Origin of the sequence: Dyella lipolytica, from assembly GCF_030160075.1 — a bacterium.
Taxonomy (GTDB): Bacteria; Pseudomonadota; Gammaproteobacteria; order Xanthomonadales; family Rhodanobacteraceae; genus Dyella_B; species Dyella_B lipolytica.
The window spans coordinates 148,390-165,157 of the sequence record NZ_BSNQ01000005.1 but is presented as its reverse complement, the minus strand read 5'-3'; the positions used below and the strand labels follow the sequence as shown (position 1 = coordinate 165,157).

Annotated in this window: 14 protein-coding genes and 1 tRNA gene; 11 read left to right on the top strand and 4 right to left on the bottom strand. The window is 59.9% G+C overall.

What is annotated here, in order from left to right:
- Nucleotides 1-63 precede the first annotated feature (63 nt).
- From QQL64_RS12545 to QQL64_RS12520, 6 genes are all read left to right on the top strand, one after another.
- Nucleotides 64-1,056, top strand: a complete 993-nt coding sequence (locus QQL64_RS12545) for an aldo/keto reductase (protein WP_284400126.1) — start codon at nucleotides 64-66, stop codon at nucleotides 1,054-1,056.
- A 72-nt stretch (nucleotides 1,057-1,128) separates the two neighbouring features.
- Nucleotides 1,129-1,953, top strand: coding sequence for an NADPH-dependent 7-cyano-7-deazaguanine reductase QueF (queF, locus tag QQL64_RS12540; protein WP_284400124.1), 825 nt, complete (start codon nucleotides 1,129-1,131; stop codon nucleotides 1,951-1,953).
- Between the two features lie 122 nt (nucleotides 1,954-2,075).
- The gene (locus QQL64_RS12535) at nucleotides 2,076-2,684 is read left to right on the top strand and encodes a hypothetical protein (RefSeq protein WP_284400121.1); all 609 of its coding nucleotides are present in this window, start codon (nucleotides 2,076-2,078) and stop codon (nucleotides 2,682-2,684) included.
- 66 nt (nucleotides 2,685-2,750) lie between these two features.
- Nucleotides 2,751-5,447: a bifunctional lysylphosphatidylglycerol flippase/synthetase MprF gene (gene mprF, locus QQL64_RS12530; protein WP_284400120.1), complete on the top strand. Its 2,697-nt coding sequence runs from the start codon at nucleotides 2,751-2,753 to the stop codon at nucleotides 5,445-5,447.
- Complete coding sequence (locus QQL64_RS12525) at nucleotides 5,444-6,244, top strand: AcvB/VirJ family lysyl-phosphatidylglycerol hydrolase (RefSeq protein ID WP_284400118.1); 801 nt, start codon at nucleotides 5,444-5,446, stop codon at nucleotides 6,242-6,244. The genes mprF and QQL64_RS12525 overlap by 4 nt, the downstream gene beginning before the upstream one ends.
- A gap of 223 nt (nucleotides 6,245-6,467) precedes the next feature.
- Complete coding sequence (locus QQL64_RS12520) at nucleotides 6,468-6,689, top strand: CsbD family protein (protein ID WP_284400115.1); 222 nt, start codon at nucleotides 6,468-6,470, stop codon at nucleotides 6,687-6,689.
- A 120-nt stretch (nucleotides 6,690-6,809) separates the two neighbouring features.
- Here the strand turns inward: QQL64_RS12520 and QQL64_RS12515 are convergent, their stop codons facing one another.
- Nucleotides 6,810-7,673 carry a class I SAM-dependent RNA methyltransferase gene (locus QQL64_RS12515; RefSeq protein ID WP_284400113.1) on the bottom strand — a complete coding sequence of 288 codons (864 nt, stop codon included), beginning with the start codon at nucleotides 7,671-7,673 and terminating at the stop codon, nucleotides 6,810-6,812.
- A gap of 122 nt (nucleotides 7,674-7,795) precedes the next feature.
- Between QQL64_RS12515 and QQL64_RS12510 the strand changes: the two genes are divergently transcribed.
- Nucleotides 7,796-8,257 carry a GNAT family N-acetyltransferase gene (locus QQL64_RS12510; RefSeq protein ID WP_284400111.1) on the top strand — a complete coding sequence of 154 codons (462 nt, stop codon included), beginning with the start codon at nucleotides 7,796-7,798 and terminating at the stop codon, nucleotides 8,255-8,257.
- A gap of 13 nt (nucleotides 8,258-8,270) precedes the next feature.
- Here QQL64_RS12510 and QQL64_RS12505 read toward each other — a convergent pair whose 3' ends face one another.
- From QQL64_RS12505 to QQL64_RS12495, 3 genes are all read right to left on the bottom strand, one after another.
- A complete protein-coding gene (locus QQL64_RS12505) occupies nucleotides 8,271-9,158 on the bottom strand; it encodes an alpha/beta hydrolase (protein ID WP_284400108.1) in 888 nt (295 codons plus the stop codon).
- A 134-nt stretch (nucleotides 9,159-9,292) separates the two neighbouring features.
- Nucleotides 9,293-9,369 (bottom strand) — tRNA-Arg (locus QQL64_RS12500).
- 157 nt (nucleotides 9,370-9,526) lie between these two features.
- Nucleotides 9,527-11,431, bottom strand: coding sequence for a M61 family metallopeptidase (locus QQL64_RS12495; protein WP_404600986.1), 1,905 nt, complete (start codon nucleotides 11,429-11,431; stop codon nucleotides 9,527-9,529).
- A 315-nt stretch (nucleotides 11,432-11,746) separates the two neighbouring features.
- Here QQL64_RS12495 and QQL64_RS12490 point away from each other — a divergent pair, with 315 nt between their 5' ends.
- The 4 genes from QQL64_RS12490 to QQL64_RS12475 all read left to right on the top strand — a co-directional run bounded on the left by QQL64_RS12490 (nucleotide 11,747) and on the right by QQL64_RS12475 (nucleotide 16,735).
- Nucleotides 11,747-12,361 (top strand): outer membrane protein, encoded by a 615-nt coding sequence (locus QQL64_RS12490; RefSeq protein WP_284400099.1) that lies wholly within the window; start codon nucleotides 11,747-11,749, stop codon nucleotides 12,359-12,361.
- A 199-nt stretch (nucleotides 12,362-12,560) separates the two neighbouring features.
- Complete coding sequence (locus tag QQL64_RS12485; protein WP_284400097.1) at nucleotides 12,561-12,923, top strand: hypothetical protein; 363 nt, start codon at nucleotides 12,561-12,563, stop codon at nucleotides 12,921-12,923.
- Nucleotides 12,924-13,124: 201 nt separating this feature from the next.
- Complete coding sequence (locus QQL64_RS12480; RefSeq protein ID WP_284400095.1) at nucleotides 13,125-14,777, top strand: MASE1 domain-containing protein; 1,653 nt, start codon at nucleotides 13,125-13,127, stop codon at nucleotides 14,775-14,777.
- 275 nt (nucleotides 14,778-15,052) lie between these two features.
- On the top strand, nucleotides 15,053-16,735 hold the full coding sequence (locus QQL64_RS12475) for a hypothetical protein (protein ID WP_284400092.1): 1,683 nt from the start codon (nucleotides 15,053-15,055) through the stop codon (nucleotides 16,733-16,735).
- Nucleotides 16,736-16,768: the final 33 nt, after the last annotated feature.

Below are 16,768 nucleotides of genomic sequence, written 5' to 3'. Positions count from 1 at the left end.
TGAGTATTTATCGACTCTCTGCATCGGCGGAAGATGCCCCATCCCCACACCACGAGATGGACCATGCAGACACGCACACTCGGCAAGAACGGCCCCATCGTTTCCGCCCTCGGCCTCGGCTGTATGGGTATGAGCGAGTTCTACGGCCAGGGCGACGAGGCCGAATCGATCGCCACCATCCATCATGCGTTGGATCGAGGCGTCACCCTGCTCGACACCGCCGACGTGTACGGCCCTTTCACCAACGAACAGCTGGTCGGCAAAGCGATCAAAAGTCGTCGCGACCAGGTTTTCCTGGCGACCAAGTTCGGCATCGTGCGCGATGCGGCCGATCCGGCGAAGCGCTCCATCAGCGGGCGCCCGGAATACGTGCGCGCCAGTTGCGAGGACAGCCTGAAGCGACTGGGTGTGGATCACATCGATCTGTATTACCAGCACCGCGTGGATCCGAATGTGCCGATCGAGGAAACGGTGGGCGCGATGGCCGAGCTGGTGAAGGCGGGCAAGGTGCGCTATCTCGGCTTGTCCGAAGCGTCGGCGCAGAGTATCGAGCGCGCCAGCCAGGTGCACACGATCACTGCGTTGCAAAGCGAGCTGTCGCTGTGGACGCGCGATCCGGAAGAAAACGGCGCGCTCGAGACCTGCCGCAAACTGGGCATTGCGTTGGTGGCGTATTCACCGCTGGGCCGCGGTTTTCTGACCGGCGCGATCACCAAGCCGGAAGATTTCGAAGCCGACGATTTCCGCCGGACCAACCCGCGTTTCCAGGGTGAAAACTTCGCACGCAATCTGCAGCTGGTGCAGCAGGTGCAAGCGCTGGCCGAGGAGAAAGGCTGCACGCCAGCGCAGCTTGCGCTCGCCTGGGTGATGGCGCAGGGCCAGGATATCGTGCCGATTCCCGGCACCAAGCGCCGTTCGCGACTGGACGAGAACCTGGGCGCGCTCGATGTGCGCCTGAGCAATAACGAACTCGCGACGATCGAACGGATCTTTCCGGTCTCGGCCGTAGCAGGCGCCCGTTATGCGACGGCCGGCATGGTGCATATCAACAAATGATCCCAACGGTCCGTTTTCGGGGCTGCACTAAGGTAAGCGCCAGGGAAGGCGCTTACCCACTAAAATGGTCGGATGAGCACCCCCGATCACTCCCCGCTCGGCAAGCACACTCTCTACGCCGACCGTTACGACCCCAGCCTGCTGTTTCCGATTCCGCGCCAAGCGAAGCGCGACGAAATCGGCGTGCGCGAGCCGCTGCCGTTCCAGGGCGTAGATATCTGGAACGCCTACGAACTGTCCTGGCTGGATATGCAAGGCAAGCCAGTGGCGGCGCTCGCGGAATTCCACGTGCCGGCCGGCTCGCCGAACATCATCGAATCGAAGTCGTTCAAGCTGTATCTCAACGGCTTCGCGCAGGAGCCGCTGGCCAACGCAGCCGCCTTGCGCGCATTGCTGCAGCAAGACCTGTCCCGTGCGGCGGGTGCGCCGGTGATGGTGCATATTCATGCGCCACGTGCGGCACAGCACACTTTCGCCGATCTGGCCGGCGAACTGATCGACGCACTGCCCGTGAAAATCGACGATTACGGGCCGCCCAAGGCCGACTACCTGCGCACGCACGCCGACCGTGACGTAGTCGAGGAAACGCTGGTTTCGGACCTGTTGCGTTCGAATTGCCCGGTCACCGGCCAGCCGGATTGGGGCAGCGTGCAGATCGCTTATCGCGGTGCACCGATCGATCGCGAAGGCTTGTTGCGCTACCTGGTGTCGTTCCGCACGCACAACGAGTTCCATGAACAATGCGTGGAACGGATCTTCATAGATGTGATGAAGCGCTGCACACCGCGGTCACTTAGCATTTACGCTCGCTACACGCGTCGCGGGGGGCTGGATATCAACCCCTTCCGCAGCACGGACAAGGACCTTCCGGACAATGCTCGCGGAGCAAGGCAATAGCGTAAACTCCGCGCCCCTGGTCATCGGCACTTCAGACCGACGGCGCTAACCTTAATAAATGGTCCGAACCGCCTGCCGACGGTCCGTCTCATGTCTCTACTCTTTAATCTGGAAGCCCGCACATGAAACTCTCTGCACGTTCCGCCGTCCTTTACAGCGTCACGTTTGCCGGCCTGCTGGCGCTCAGCGCCTGCGGCAAGAACGAACAGTCGGCGAACCCACCGGCCGCCTCCAGCACCGCCGCTGCACCTGCGACACCGAGCACTGCTGCCGCGCCGGCGCCGGCCAGCACCGCTGCCGCACCGGCGCATACCGCTACCGCCGCGGCTCCGGCACCAGCCAGTACCGCCGCCCCGGCAGCCGCCGCCGCGACCCCGGCTGCCACCGAGGGTTTCCAGGTCAGCACCATCACGCTGGGTGATACTGTCGGCACCGACCACAAGGTACGCAAGGACATCGCCACCTTCACGCCGAACCAGAAAACCATCTATGTGAGTGTCGATACCAGCGGCAGCACGCCGGGCGCCACGCTCAATGCGAAGTGGAGCTATCTGGAAGGCAACGGACAGCTGGTCACCAGCACCAGCCAGTCGGTGATTGCCGACGGTCCGGCCACCACCACGTTCCGCGTGGTGAATCCGAATCTCTGGCCGGAAGGCAAGTACAAAGTGGATATCTCGCTCGACGGCAAGCAGGTCGCCAGCAAGACCTTCCAGGTGAAGAAGAGCTAAGTCGCACCGACATCGTGTGCAACGGGGCGCCCCGCCAAGGGCGCCTTTTTGTTATGGATCGATAGCTTGCGAATAAGCCATGGCGGCCTCGCAGGTTATTACCTGCAATGCCCGGTGTGGCACCATCGCGGTCCCGGGGAATCAAGAGGCAGTCGCAGCGTGGAGCAACAAGGCGGGGCCGAAGTCCTTAGCCAGGAAGACGCATTGAGCCGGCCAGGCCCGGTCTGGTTGCGTCGATTCGGCGGTCCGGCATTGTCGGTATTGATGTTGTGCCTGGCTTTGTGGGCGCTCTATCGCCTCGCCGGCGAGGTGAGCTATCACCAGGTCGGCGAATACATGCACAGTCTGCGGCGCGGACGTATCGGCCAGGCCATCGTGCTAACTGCGCTCGGTTATGCGGTGATGCCTTTGTACGATCTGTTTGCGCTAAGCGCGATCGGACGCAAGCTGCCGCGACCGCGCGTGGCGCTGATCTCCTTCATCAGTTACGCCTTCAGCAACACGCTGGGCATGGCGATGCTGGTATCGGGATCGATCCGGTACCGCTTCTATATACAAGCCGGTTTGTCGACGATGGAAGTGGCCAAAGTCGTGCTGTTCTGCACGATCAGCTTCTGGCTGGGTTTGTTTACGATTACCGGCGTCACGCTGTTGCTGGTGCCGATACCGCCGGGCTTGCCGTTGGCTCCTGCGCGTGTGCTGCTTGGTGTCATTCTCTGCGCGATTCCATTGCTGTGGTTGCTCGGCGGCGTGCTGTTGCGGCGCCCGATCAAACTGTGGCGCTGGGATGTGCGGCTGCCGCCGATCGCTATCGGCTTGCGCCAGATTTTCGTGGGCGCGCTGGACTGGGGTTTGGCCGCGGCCGTGCTGTATGCGTTGATGCCCAGTGCGATGGCATTGCACTTCGGCTCCTTCCTCGCCATCTTCGCGCTGGCGCAGATCGCGGGATTGATCAGTCATGTGCCGGGCGGTCTGGGCGTGTTCGAGGCGGTGATGCTGGCCGGCTTCGGTGCCACCGGTAATCACGCGCTGTCGGCGCCGATCCTCGGCGCATTGGCGGCTTATCGCGGCGTTTATTACCTTCTGCCGCTTTGTGCGGCCACTGTCGCGGTGGTAGTGCGCGAGGCGCGCGGACTGCGCCAGGCAGCCTTGCTTTCGCCGTGGTTCAACGGGTTGCTGCCGCCGTTCTTTGCCGGTCTCACGTTGGTCTCCGGCGCCGTGCTGCTGTTTTCCGGTGCAACCGCCGCGCTACCCGGGCGCATGGAATTGCTCAGCGATCTGCTGCCGCTGCCGGTGCTGGAGGTATCGCATTTCCTGAGTAGCGTGATCGGCATGTCGCTGCTGATTCTTGCGCGCGGTCTGCAGCGCCGACTCGACGCGGCCTACTGGCTCACACTCGTCTTGCTGATTGCCGGTGCGGTAGCTCAGCTACTCAAAGGTATCGATTACGAGGAAGCGGGCCTGCTGGTCCTGCTCGCCGTGGCCTTGGCGCCGGCGCATCGCTTGTTCTATCGACGCGCCTCGATGTTCGAAGTGACCTTTTCGTTCGGTTGGCTGCTGGCGCTGGCGACGGTGCTGGGTTGCACGGTGTGGCTGGTGTTCTTCAGCTATCAGCACGTGGAATACAGCCGCGACCTGTGGTGGCAATTCAGCTTCTATCACGGCAATGCTCCACGCTCGCTACGCGCCCTGGTCGGCGCAACCGGCGTCGCCTTGCTGTTCGCGCTGACGACGCTGATCCGCTCGGCACGTCTACGCCCGACCTTGCCCGACGAAGCCGAGCTGGCTCGCGCGCTTCCGTTGATCAAGCAGTTTCCTTCCGCACAGGCGCACCTTGCCTTGATGGGTGACAAGAGCCTGCTGTTCGACGCCGATAACAAAGCCTTCATCATGTACGGCATCGAGGGGCGCAGCTGGGTGGCGATGGGCGATCCAGTCGGCCGCGACGATCGCGCGCGACAGGAACTGGTGTGGACGTTCCGCGAACGCTGCGAGCGCGGCGGCGGCTGGCCGGTGTTCTACCAGGTCAATCCTGCCGACCTCGATCTGTATCTCGAAGTGGGTATGAGCTTGCTGAAGGTCGGCGAGGAAGCGCGCGTACAGCTGGAGCATTTCAATCTCGACGGCAAATCGAAGAAGACGCTGCGTGGCACCGTCAACAAACTGACCCGTGAAGGTCTGCGCCTGGAGATCGTGCCGACGGAACAGGTACCTGCGCTGCTGCCGCAACTGAAGCCGGTGTCCGATGCCTGGCTGCGCGACAAACGCGTACGTGAAAAAGGTTTCTCGCTCGGCTCCTTCGAGGAACGTTATCTATCGCGCACGCCGATGGCGGTGGTGTGGCACAACGACAAGCCAGTCGCGTTCGCCAACATGTTTCTCAGCGAAAGCATGGAAGAAGCCTCGGTGGACCTGATGCGCCAGTTGCCGGACGGCCCCGCAGGCCTGATGGACTATCTGTTCGTGGAATTGATGGTGTGGGCGAAGGCGCAAGGCTACCGCTGGTTCAATCTCGGCATGGCACCGCTGTCCGGCTTGCAGAGCCGGCGTCAGGCGCCGCTGTGGAACCGGTTCGGCGCGCTGATCTTCGGCCGTGGCGAACGCTTCTATAATTTCCAGGGCCTGCACCGCTACAAGGACAAGTTCGATCCCGAATGGGAACCGCGCTATCTGGCGGTGCCAGGCGGCATCGCTTTGCCGGTGGTGCTTACCAATGTCGCCAGCCTGATCTCGGGCGGCCTTAGCGGAGTCGTGCGTCGATGAAATTCCGAGCCATCGCTGTCGTGGTTTGCGTGGCGATCGTCGCCGCCCTGATTATCTGGAAACCGCTTCCGCGACCCAGCTTGGAAGATGCCACCGTCAAGCTGGTGTCCGACGTGCAAGCACCCGCTGGGCACGACGATGTATTGGCGATTTTCTATTCCGGCGACGGCGGTTGGCGCGATCTGGACAAAGAGCTCGGCTCTCGGCTCGTCAAGCGCGGCGTTCCGGTGCTTGGCGTCAGTTGCCTGGACTATTACTGGCGCAATCGTTCGCCCGACGAATCGGCACAGGATCTGGATGCGCTGATCAGCAAGTACACCGCGCAATGGCACAAGCAGAAGGTATGGCTGATCGGCTTCTCGTTCGGCGCCGATGTGCTGCCCACCATCGTCGACAAGCTCAGCCCCGCCAACCGCGCACGTATCACGCAAATGGTGCTGCTCTCCCCCAGCCAGGATGTGAACTTCGAGGTGGAGCTGGAGGGTTACATCGTGGTGCGCGAGAACTGGCTCAAGACGCACATCAAGCAAGTCATGCAATCGATTAACCCGGTGCCGCACTATCCCGCTCTGCCGCCGATCGAGGCGCTGCAGAACAAGCCGCCGATGGTCTGCTACTACGGCAAGGATGACAGTGACGACACCGTATGCAACAACCCGCAGCTGCCCAAATGGGTGAAAGTCTATGAAATGCCGGGCGACCATCATTTCGATTACAACTACGATGGCCTCGCCACACGCATGATCGGTGATTTGCCGATCGATCAGCCTGCACAGACTCCAACGAGCACGCCATAGCGACCCATCGCACGGGTTTGCTAATAGAAATACCACGCAAATATCACGCAACCGTCGTTGCGCGCTTGGTGCGCAACGATAGTGCAGATCTTCATTTACATGAACCTCTGCAACTTACGCGCACAAACCATCAACGAATGATTTACGTCGCAGGTGATCGAATCTGCAACTGCACTCAGCGCATAACGCTCAGTGCATACGCCGATCCCAACGAGGTACTGTCATGAACCAAGACATGATACGAGGCCAGTGGAAACAGCTTTCCGGCAACATCAAGCAACACTGGGGAAAACTGACTGACGATGACTTGAAAGTCAGCGAAGGCAGCGTGGAATACCTAACCGGCAAACTGGAACAGCGTTACGGCATGGCCCATGCCGAAGCCGAAAAACAGGTCCGCGAATTCGAGCGCGAGTTAAGCAAACACAGCACCACTCGCCACTGACACATTAACCGCGGCCCCGCACCAGCACGCGCCGCAGCATGTTGACGCGTTCGGGCTGGTGCGGGGGCGACAAGAACCCCCGCACCCGTACCGCGGTTATTGCGCAACGCGAACTCAAATCTACACGCTGTGGAAGATGGCGACCCGATCGATATCCGGGGTATCGACCGCTTTGAGCCATCCTTCCTGGGCGATGACCGGCGTGCAAGGACCCAGCGTGCAAAGGCGGATCTCGCGGTTCGCCGCTTCCAGCTTCAGCATGTCCAGAACGTGACGCAAGATCGCGCCACTAAAAGGCGTGTACAAATAGAACACAGTGCCGCTGGAAAAATCGGCGGACCGCACATCCTGTGCGATAAAGGTCGCGTTGTGCAGATTCAATGATTGCGCACTCTTGTTGGCGCAGTCGGCGTATGCAGCTTCCAGCTCGATGCCGATGCAGCGGGTCCGCGTACAAATGGCGGTCAGCAACGACACGTGACCCAATCCGGACCCAAGGTCGATCACCACATCTTTTTCGCCAAGTTTGGCGCGGCTGATGAAATCGAAAATATCGCGCGCTGGCGTCGGCTGATAGAACAACATGTCCGGGGTCAACTCGGTGACTCGGTCGCCGGGCTCTTCGAACTGCAGAACGCCGCTGACCAGCACATCGAGGAAGTCGTAGCCTATGCCGTTCAGCTGATCGAGCGGACGCGCCGCGTCGCTCCATGCATTCACCCATTCAAACAGCGTGCCCGCTCCGGAACCTTGCTGAATCTTGCGACGAATGGACTGGTAGAGCTCGCGGTTGGTTGCCTCGAGATCGGCGCACATCGCTTGTGCGCGGCGATGGAGCGCGCTGTCCTCGCCTTCCTGATGCTGCCCGTGGATCAGGTACGTTTCAATGCGATCTAACACTTCGATGCGCTGGCGCAATTGTTCCGGTCGGCGCAGCGAATCGTCCTGCTCCAACGTTTCGAGCAGGGTCTGCAACGTACTCATGGTCATCAATGTGGGGATCTCTTTATCCAGTATCGCGCGTGCATTATGGTCGAATACCGGTAGAAAGGTTACCCGCACGATGTGCACACAACCTTGCCTTTACCAGGGAGTGAAGAACGCGCATGACCCATCCAGCCACGATCAGGCCCGTTGAAAAGGCGGATTTTGCCGCCTGGAAACCTCTTTGGGATGGCTACAACGCCTTTTACGGGAGAAAAGGCCCGGCCGCATTGCCTGCAGATGTCACGCAAATGACCTGGTCGCGCTTTTTCGACACCTACGAGCCGGTGTACGCCTTGGTCGCCGAACGCAACGGAAAATTGCTCGGACTTGCGCACTATCTTTTCCACCGAAGCACCATACAGATCCAACCCACGTGCTATCTGCAGGATCTGTTTACCGACGAAACGGCCCGCGGCATGGGGATAGGGAACGCACTTATCGAGGCTGTCTATCGGCGCGCGACGGAGGTGGGCTGCTCTCGAGTCTATTGGCACACCCACGAAACGAATGCGACCGCGATGCGGCTGTACGACAAAGTCGCCGAGAAATCGGGATTCGTTGTCTATCGCAAAGCGCTGTAAAACGCGCGCGATGTCAGGCAGATCCCTGGCGCCGCATCCACTCCGCCAACTGCGCGAGTACCTGATGGCGACCCGTTTCCGTCTCGTTGAACAGCTCGTGGAAGAGCGTGTCGAAAAAGCGGCTGGTGAGTTGCTTCGTGGCCCAGGCGCCAGCGGAGAAATCACGACTGCCGGAAGGATCGACCAGGCGATCGCTACCTGCGACCAACAACAACGTCGGCACACGCAGACGCCAGGCATCGGTGATGCTGGATGCGCCGGCGCGAAAAATGAAATCGGCCATGCGTGGCGTGACGCGGTTGCTGCACAGCGGATCGTTGCGGTAATCCTCGATCACCTTGGTATCGTGGGACAAACCATCCAGCGGCAAGCCGTTGCGCAAGGGTAGGTTCGGCACGACATGCGTGAGCACCCGAGCCAACTGACGCAGCCAGGGCGCCTCATAGCTACGCAAGGCCGGTGATGAAAGCACGAGCGCAGGCGGTTCGATACGGCCGTCGAGCACGGTGCGCAGCGCCACCGTGCCGCCCATGCTATGACCGAGTAGCAACGGAGCACGTCCGAGACTCGCGGCATAGTCCTTGTAAACATGAGCGAGGTCTTGCAGCAAATCGTCGCCATGCCGCAACGCCGCGCGTTGCCCCAGAGTACGGCCGTGACCACGCTGGTCGTAACTGCGCACTGCGTAACCGCGCGCGTGAAACCATTGCGCCAGCTGCTCGTAACGTCCGCTATGTTCGCCCAGCCCGTGCACGATCAGCACCGCATCGTGCGCCGAACGGTTCGGCCAATCGCGCAGGAACAGCGACTGGCCGTCCGGCATGGTCAGCCATCGCTCACCGGCTTGATCGGTTGCGCGACCGTTTCCGGCCGTCGTCTGTGCTCGCCCTTGTCTTTCCATAGGTGCCCCCGCCCCTCAGCTCGCCTACATTAACTCCGCTGCCGTCCGTCTGGAAACGGAATAATCGCGCGCAAGATAGTGCGCCGCGCGATGTGTGCGCAGCCTCTCGTTCGAGCAGTGAAGACGGTGGGGATTGGCGCGCCCGGAGGGATTCGAACCCCCGACCAATGGCTTCGGAAGCCACTACTCTATCCGGCTGAGCTACGGGCGCGTAGATATCTGCGCTGGCAGGGGCGACTCGAGAAGTGCGCGCCAGAGCGAACGGGAAGTATAGCGAAGTTGGAGGAGTCCGCCCACGGAGGCGGTTTGAGGCGAGTGCGTCCCTCGCCCCAACCCTCTCCCCCAACGGGGAGAGGGAGGGTGTCGTATCAGCGAGCCTTGATCAGCTGGCTCAGGGTGTCCGGCTTGCTCGTATCGCGCTCGAGGTGCGGATACTTCAGGCCGCCGTGATAGTCGATGCGCACGGTCTTGTACTCATCGAAGTTCTTCAGCAGCAGTTCGATCGGCTGGCTGGTGTCCTTCGCCGCCGCCGTCACGGCGTCCTTCATGGCGTCGGGGTCGTAGCTGCGGCCGTTGACGGCGACGATCGTCATACCCGGCGACAGACCGGCATTGAAAGCCGGGCCGTCCCACAGCACGTCGCTGATGGCACCCTCTTTACCGACGGACACGCCCAGCGAGTAAGTGAAGTCTGCGGTGTGACGGAAAGCCTCAGCGGCCTTGATCGCGGCAGACGGCTTGTCGTTGTAGACGAGTTTCCAGCCGTGCGATGCCAGACCGCCGATCAACGGGCCATGACCGTCGAGGCGCGTACGCAGATAGCTCTTCCAGTCGTACGGCGCGATGTCATTGAGCGTCTTGACCACGTCTTCGAAGGTGTAGGTGTCGACATCCCATGCACCCGGATTCACACCGAAGAAGGCCTTGCCGAAATCGTCGATGCTCTTCTTGTTGCCGGTGAGTTCGCGCAGCTTGCCGTCCACATCGAGCCAGATCATCTGGCCGGCCGAGTAGTAATCCTCGCTAGCCTGATAGTTGCGATACGGCAGCGGACGACGCTGAGCGATGGTGGGATCGTTGGTGGTGTCCTGCACGTTGCGCCACGTCGCCAGACCCGGACGGCCCTTGTCGTAGTTGGCGGCGACGGCGGCGATCATTTCGTGGAACTGGTCGTTGCTCCACAGGCCAGAGCGTGCGGCCATCACCTGGCCCCAGAACTGCGTCTGGCCTTCGTACACCCACAACAGGGAGTCGCCCATCGGTACGTTGAAGTTGGGTGTGGCGAGATCCGCGCCGCGGCGATATTTACCGTCCCACGAGTGATTGAATTCATGCGACAGCAGGTCGCGCATCACCCAGCTCTTGTCCCACTCGGTGAAATAACCCGTCGGCGTGCCGTCTTCGCTGGAGCGGTGATGCTCCAGACCGTTGCCGCTCATCTTGTCGCTGAGCGAGAACAGGAAGTCGTAATGGTTGTAATGGTGCGCGCCGTAAAGCTTGTACATCTGCTCGATCAGCGCCTTGTGGATTTTCACCTGCTCGGGCGTGATCGCGAGGAACTTCGGATCGTCCGCCACGATGTCCATATGCACCGGTGTGCTGGCGCCCGGATCAAGATCAACGCGCTTGAAGTACTTGCCGGCGTAGATCGGCGAATCGACCAGGTCGTCGTAGTTGATCGACTTGAAGTGCACGGTGTCGCCATCCTGCGAGGCGACATCGAGCGCGGAGCCGAACTGCCAGCCCGCCGGCAGCTTCACGCTAGGATCGGTCTGGATTTGCCGCGCATAGTAACCGGCCGGATACAGCGACACGGTGTTCCACTGCAGGTTGAGCATTTCCGGCGTCATCACCACGCGGCCCTGACGCATGTCCTGCGGCGACAGGTATTGGAATTCCACCTCCACCGCACTGGCGCCCTGCGGCACGTCGACATGGAAGGCATACACGTTGTACTGGTCGCGCGTCCACGGCAGCGTCTGGCCATTGGCCTTCACCACCAGACCCGCGAACTTGTCGATCGGACCGGTCGGCGAATGGTTGCCCGGAATCCACTGCGGATAGAGCAAGGTAAGCGGACCCGGCGCCGCCGGCACGACTTCGTGCACGCGGAACACGCGATGGGCGATATCGGTGGCGTCGACATCGATCTTCAGCGTCCCTGCGCTGTAAGGCACGTTCTGCGGAGCGGGGGTGTCGTCGGCATAAACGGCAAAAGCGGTGCATCCCAGCGCGGTGGCAAGGATGGCGGCGGCAAGCGGGTTGCGATTCAAGGGGATCTCCTGGTGCGTCACATACCGCCAACATGAATGTGAAGACGGCGTAAGACGACGATGCTAGCGACCCGCATGCGTCGCGCTCCCCTGCCAGAGGTCACACGCTGAGCCTTGTTTCGTCCCGCTATCAAACCTGGGCGAGACAGCCGGGCTTCCTCACGAAGCTGAACAACGAACCCCCACGTGAAGGCCTCGGAAAAGCTCTGTTCAGCTCGGTTGTTACAATGTTGTTACGCCGCGTATCCCCGCGCGGCCCCTCGCCGTGACTTCCCCATCACTGCGAGGGTCGATAACAAAGAGATGGAGCCCTCCATGAATAAGCTAGCCCTTTCGGCCGCTGTGGCCGCCCTTGCCTTGTCCCCGGTACTGAGCCAAGCCGCCCACGCGGATGACACCACCGCTCCTACCAGCACTAGCAACAACTGGCAGGACAATTTCTTCGTCGCCGGCCAGCTGGGCCAGACCCAGTACCGCACCGACTCGCTGAGCCACGACAACGGCGTGTTCCAGAACGTGCGTTTCGGCTGGCGTTGGAACGGTCTGGTCGGTCCTGAAATCGGTTACGTGTACCTCGGCCGTCCCAAGGACGCCGCCAACGATGCGCAGCTGTCGGTGAAGCCGCGCGCTGCCACCGTCGGTGTCAACGCGAAGTACAACTTCTATCAAAACTGGTTCGTCACCGGCCACGCGGGTTACATGCGCTCGCAGACCTACCTCACCGCGATCTCCGGTGATACCAGCAGCCGCGCGAAGACCACGAACAACGGCTTGTATGCCGGCCTGGGCGTCGGTTACGACGTGACCAACAACTTCAGCGTGGGCGTCAACTACGACAACTACCGCGTGCAGGTTGGCAACAACACCAGCGTGGCGCACGACCGCACCAACGTCGCTGCGTACTCCGCTTCGGCGGAATACCGCTTCTAAGCAAGTCCCGGATCGTTGTGCTCTTCGGCACAACCGTCAGCGGTACAAAATCCCCCGGGGCAACTCGGGGGATTTTTTATGCGCGGTCCAAAATCCGCCCATCTCCCGTTCCCGCAAGCCTAAAGTTAGTCCCGTCCTCGGCCGATACGTAACCCAAGCCGCTCTCGCGTGGCGCCCCCGGCCTTAAGGACTGATATTCATGAAAACGCTACTCGCCGCGACCGTGCTGATGGTCGCCCCCATCGCCGCCCATGCCGCCTGCGCGGCCACCGACTTCGCAATACAGGACGTCAAGGTAAGCGCCGTCGGCACCGGCATCGCCACCCGCCTGAGCGTGAAAGGCAAACTGATCAACAACTGCGCCTCCGCCGCCGCCGCACAGGTCCGGATCGACGCGAAGGACGGTACCGGCAACGTGCTGGCCTCCAAAGAAGGCTGGCCCGCCGGCACCACCAACCTCGGCCCTGGCCAGTCGGTCGATTTCGACCTTGGGCGCCTGCTGCACTATCAGTCGGACATGCAGAGCTACTCCGTCAGCGTGGTCGATGTGCGCGCCTGGTAAGACTTCACTGCGTTTATAAATGTGCGTGTGAACCTGCCGACGGCCTTACTGCCGTCGGCTTTTTTTCCTCAGCGCAGCCATTCCTGAACCACTGGCGCCTGCTTTTCCGGCCATACTTGGTCGGTCGCGGATTCATTGGATTACCGCATCGCTGAGCCCCGACACTCCAAACAAGTAGAGCATCTTCAGGGGTTCGGGGACATGTGGACGAAACTGTGGGAGAAGGGCTGGGTAAGACAGCTCGTCGTCTTCGTGGGCTATTTGCTCATGTACGCTGCAGCGCGTCCCTTTTCGAGCACACGCTGGGCGCTCATCGCTCCGTTGCGCCTCACCTGTCTGCTGTTTATCCCTTATCGATACTGGTTGGTGCTAGCGATTGCGGACGTCTTCGGACAATCGTATATCGTTCTCTCTCACGCGAGTCAGTTCGGCATTGTCTGGGCGGTTGCTTCTCTGATACCCAACATTGCCGTTGCCATGCCTATTGTGTGGTGGTGTCGCAGCAAGCTAATGATTTTTCCAACAAAGCAGCTGATCAACTTTCAGATATTGCTGCTGTGTTCGGTACTCGTGTCTTTGGCGTGGGCGCTGCTCACCATGCTGGCCGCCCTATATTCCTTTCAATCGCCCGGTCATCGCTTTACGGTGACACCCATCATGCTGCCCGCAGGGTTTATTGGAAAGTACATAACGATCGTAGCCATGATGCCTTGGGTGCTAATGGCCAGAGCCGAATACTTGTCGATCGAGCCGTGGCGCAAGCGGTTGCACAACATAACAAAGCAAGTCTTCGCAGCCGACACCTTGGTCCTCTTACTGTCAGTCGTCATATTCCTGCTTTGGCTCAACCATCTTAGCCTTGAAGACGCAAAGCGCCTCTCCTATCTGGCCGTCTTTATGCCCATTGCATGGTTGACACTGAAACCCGGCTGGCGCGCCGCCGCCCTGGGCGGGACGCCAGCTATCTTCTGCATCGTTTCGCTACTGGAAATCAAACCTTACGAGGCATCGGTAAAGTCGGAAACATTCATAGCTTTTGTCGTCACCTGCATGTTTATGCTTGGCGCACGGATCACCGCACAACGTCAACAGGAAGAACAGGAACGGCTCGATGCGAATCAGGCGATCCTTCTCGCCCGCCAAAACATCCATCTCAGTGAATTACGTCTAAGCAAAACAGCCCAGGCGCTGGAATTAGCCGGCAGCGCCATCTATCTGTCCCATCAGCAACTGCTGGCTCGATTTCGCCATATGCTTCCGGTCAACGAAGCGCAACGCTACTACCGCCAAGCTGCAGCAACTCAGAGCCAAGTCAGCCAGCTGGCCGATAGTATGCATCCTTCCGCCTGGCGCGACCGCGGCCTTCCTGCCGCGTTGCACGAGACCATTGCAAGCGCTCTGCACGGAGCAGGTATTGCCTACCACTGCCAGATCGATGGCCGCAAGCTCAGTGAACTGACACCTGGCTTGCATGGAGCGATTTATCGACTAGCCTGCGAATCGATTGTGCATATCAACGCGCAGATGATTTGCTCGCGCATCAGCTTACGGTTGCGTGATGGCGTAACAAATGGTGTGCATTGGGTTGTGCTTCGCGTGGAAGGCGCCATAGAGCATTCCCGCATCAACGATGCCATCTACGACCTCGGCGAGCGTGACTTTTTGGCATCGAAGCTCGGCGCCCAGGGATTCGGACTGGAATCACTGCAGAATCATGTCCGTCTCTTTGACGGTAAATTACATGTGCGCACGACACATAAAGGCATGCGACTTACATACTTACTCATCGACGAACTCATCCAAAGCCAGCAGCGTCGCTCCACCCTCGCGACTGTCCAACCATGGATTTCTTGATAGGCTTTGCTGTCAGATCACGTCGATGAACATGTTGTCTTCAGTGAAGGGTGAACAGCTTGTCGAAGCCAGCCACCCGTAAAGCTCCACGCAATGTACTACTCGCATTGACCATGCGAATCTCGGCGCGATTTTGATGTTTGCACTAGCGAAGGAGCGTGCTTTTGAACCTCCCCACTAGTGCCCAGGCAACGAATCGCGCATGATCAAAGTCTGCGGATGCGGCGCATTGCCTGTGTTACACCAGGTTTGACGCCGCCGGCCTGGTAACGCGCTTGGCTCACCGCACACGGCAGTTAGGGGTTTGGAACATGGGGAAGGCAATATTGCAACGCGAGTGGTTTAGACAACTCGCCGTTCTCGCTGGCTATTTATCTGTCTATGCCGCGCTACATCCCTTTTCGGACGCACAATGGTCATTGATCGCTCCAGTGCGGCTCGCTTGCCTGCTATTTCTTCCCTATCGCTACTGGCTATCGCTGGCCATCGGCGACTCCATTGCACAAGGGTGCGTCAGCCTTCCCCATGGGAAGGATTTTGGTTGGCTCTGGGCCTATTCCAGCCTGGTTCCCGACGTGCTGTTCGCCATGCCAATCGTGTGGTGGTGCCGCAGGCAATGGGGGCTGTTCCCGGCCAAGCGTCTGGTCAACTTCCAAGTGCTGTGGTTGTGTTCGCTGATGGCATCCGCAGTGTGGGCGTTGGCCAATTTCGGTGAGATCGCACTGGCAAAGCGTGACCCCACCCTTCCGGTCGGATCTTCAATGCTCGCCCTCCTCTTCATCGGGAAGTACATCACCATACTGGCGATATTGCCCTGGGTGCTGATGGCGCGAATGGAATACTTATCTGAGACGCCTTGGAAGCAACGGCTAGGCGAACTGGCAAGAAATATTTTCGCAGCAGACACGCTCGCACTCTCATTGTCAGCTTTGCTATTTCTGTTGTGGGTGAGTCACCACAGCCATGAAGACGCTCGGCAGCTTTCACTACTGGCCATTTCACTACCCGCCGCCTGGCTGACATTTAAGCCGGGCTGGCGTGCAGCTACCCTGGGAGCGACACCCGCCATCCTGTGTGTCGTTTCACTGCTCAGAGACTGGCCCGACCCCAGTGTCTTCCAGTCAGAAACATTTATCGCCGTAACCGTGACATTTCTGTTGGCGTCAGGTGCGCGCATCACGGCACAACGGCACCGAGATGAAAAGGAACGATTCGATGCGGAACAGATCATCCATCTCGCCCGACAAAACATCCATCTAAACGAAACGCGCCTGCGGAAAAGCGCCCAGGCGCTGAAACTGGCCGGTAGTACGCTGCATTTGACACAACACCAGTTGCTGGCTCGTTTCCACAGCCTGCTCCCGGCAAACGAAGCACGGCGCTACTACCGGCAAGCCACCACCGCGCAGGACCAGGTCAATCAACTCGCCGACAGCATGCATCCGTCCGCGTGGCGCGAGCGTGGCTTGCCCGCGGCGCTGCACGAAACCATCAAAGGTTTTCTGAGCGACTTAGGCGTTGCTTACGGCTGCGAAATCAAAGATCGAAGGCTGAGCAGCCTGCCGCCTGTTGTGCATATGGCGATTTATCGACTGGCGTGTGAATCGATCGCACACATCAATACACAGATGACCTGCTCGCGCGTCCAACTATATTTGCGTGATGGGGTGACAAACGACGTGCATTGGGTGGTGCTTCGTGTGGAAGGCATCATGGAAAAAGCACAGATCAACGATGCCGTCTACGACACTAGCGAGCGCCAACTGCTTGCATCGAAACTGGGCTCACACGGCTTCGGGTTGGATACACTGCGGAATCACGCTCGTCTCTTTGACGGCGAATTGCACGAGCGCATTACCCTGAAGGGCATAAGGCATACGTATCTGCTTATCGGCGAATCGAATCGCAGCCTGCAGCGTTCCACCATTTCTGCAACTACACATCCGTGGGTTACTTGAATCTTCCTGGGTTGCCGTATCCCGGTTTTCGCC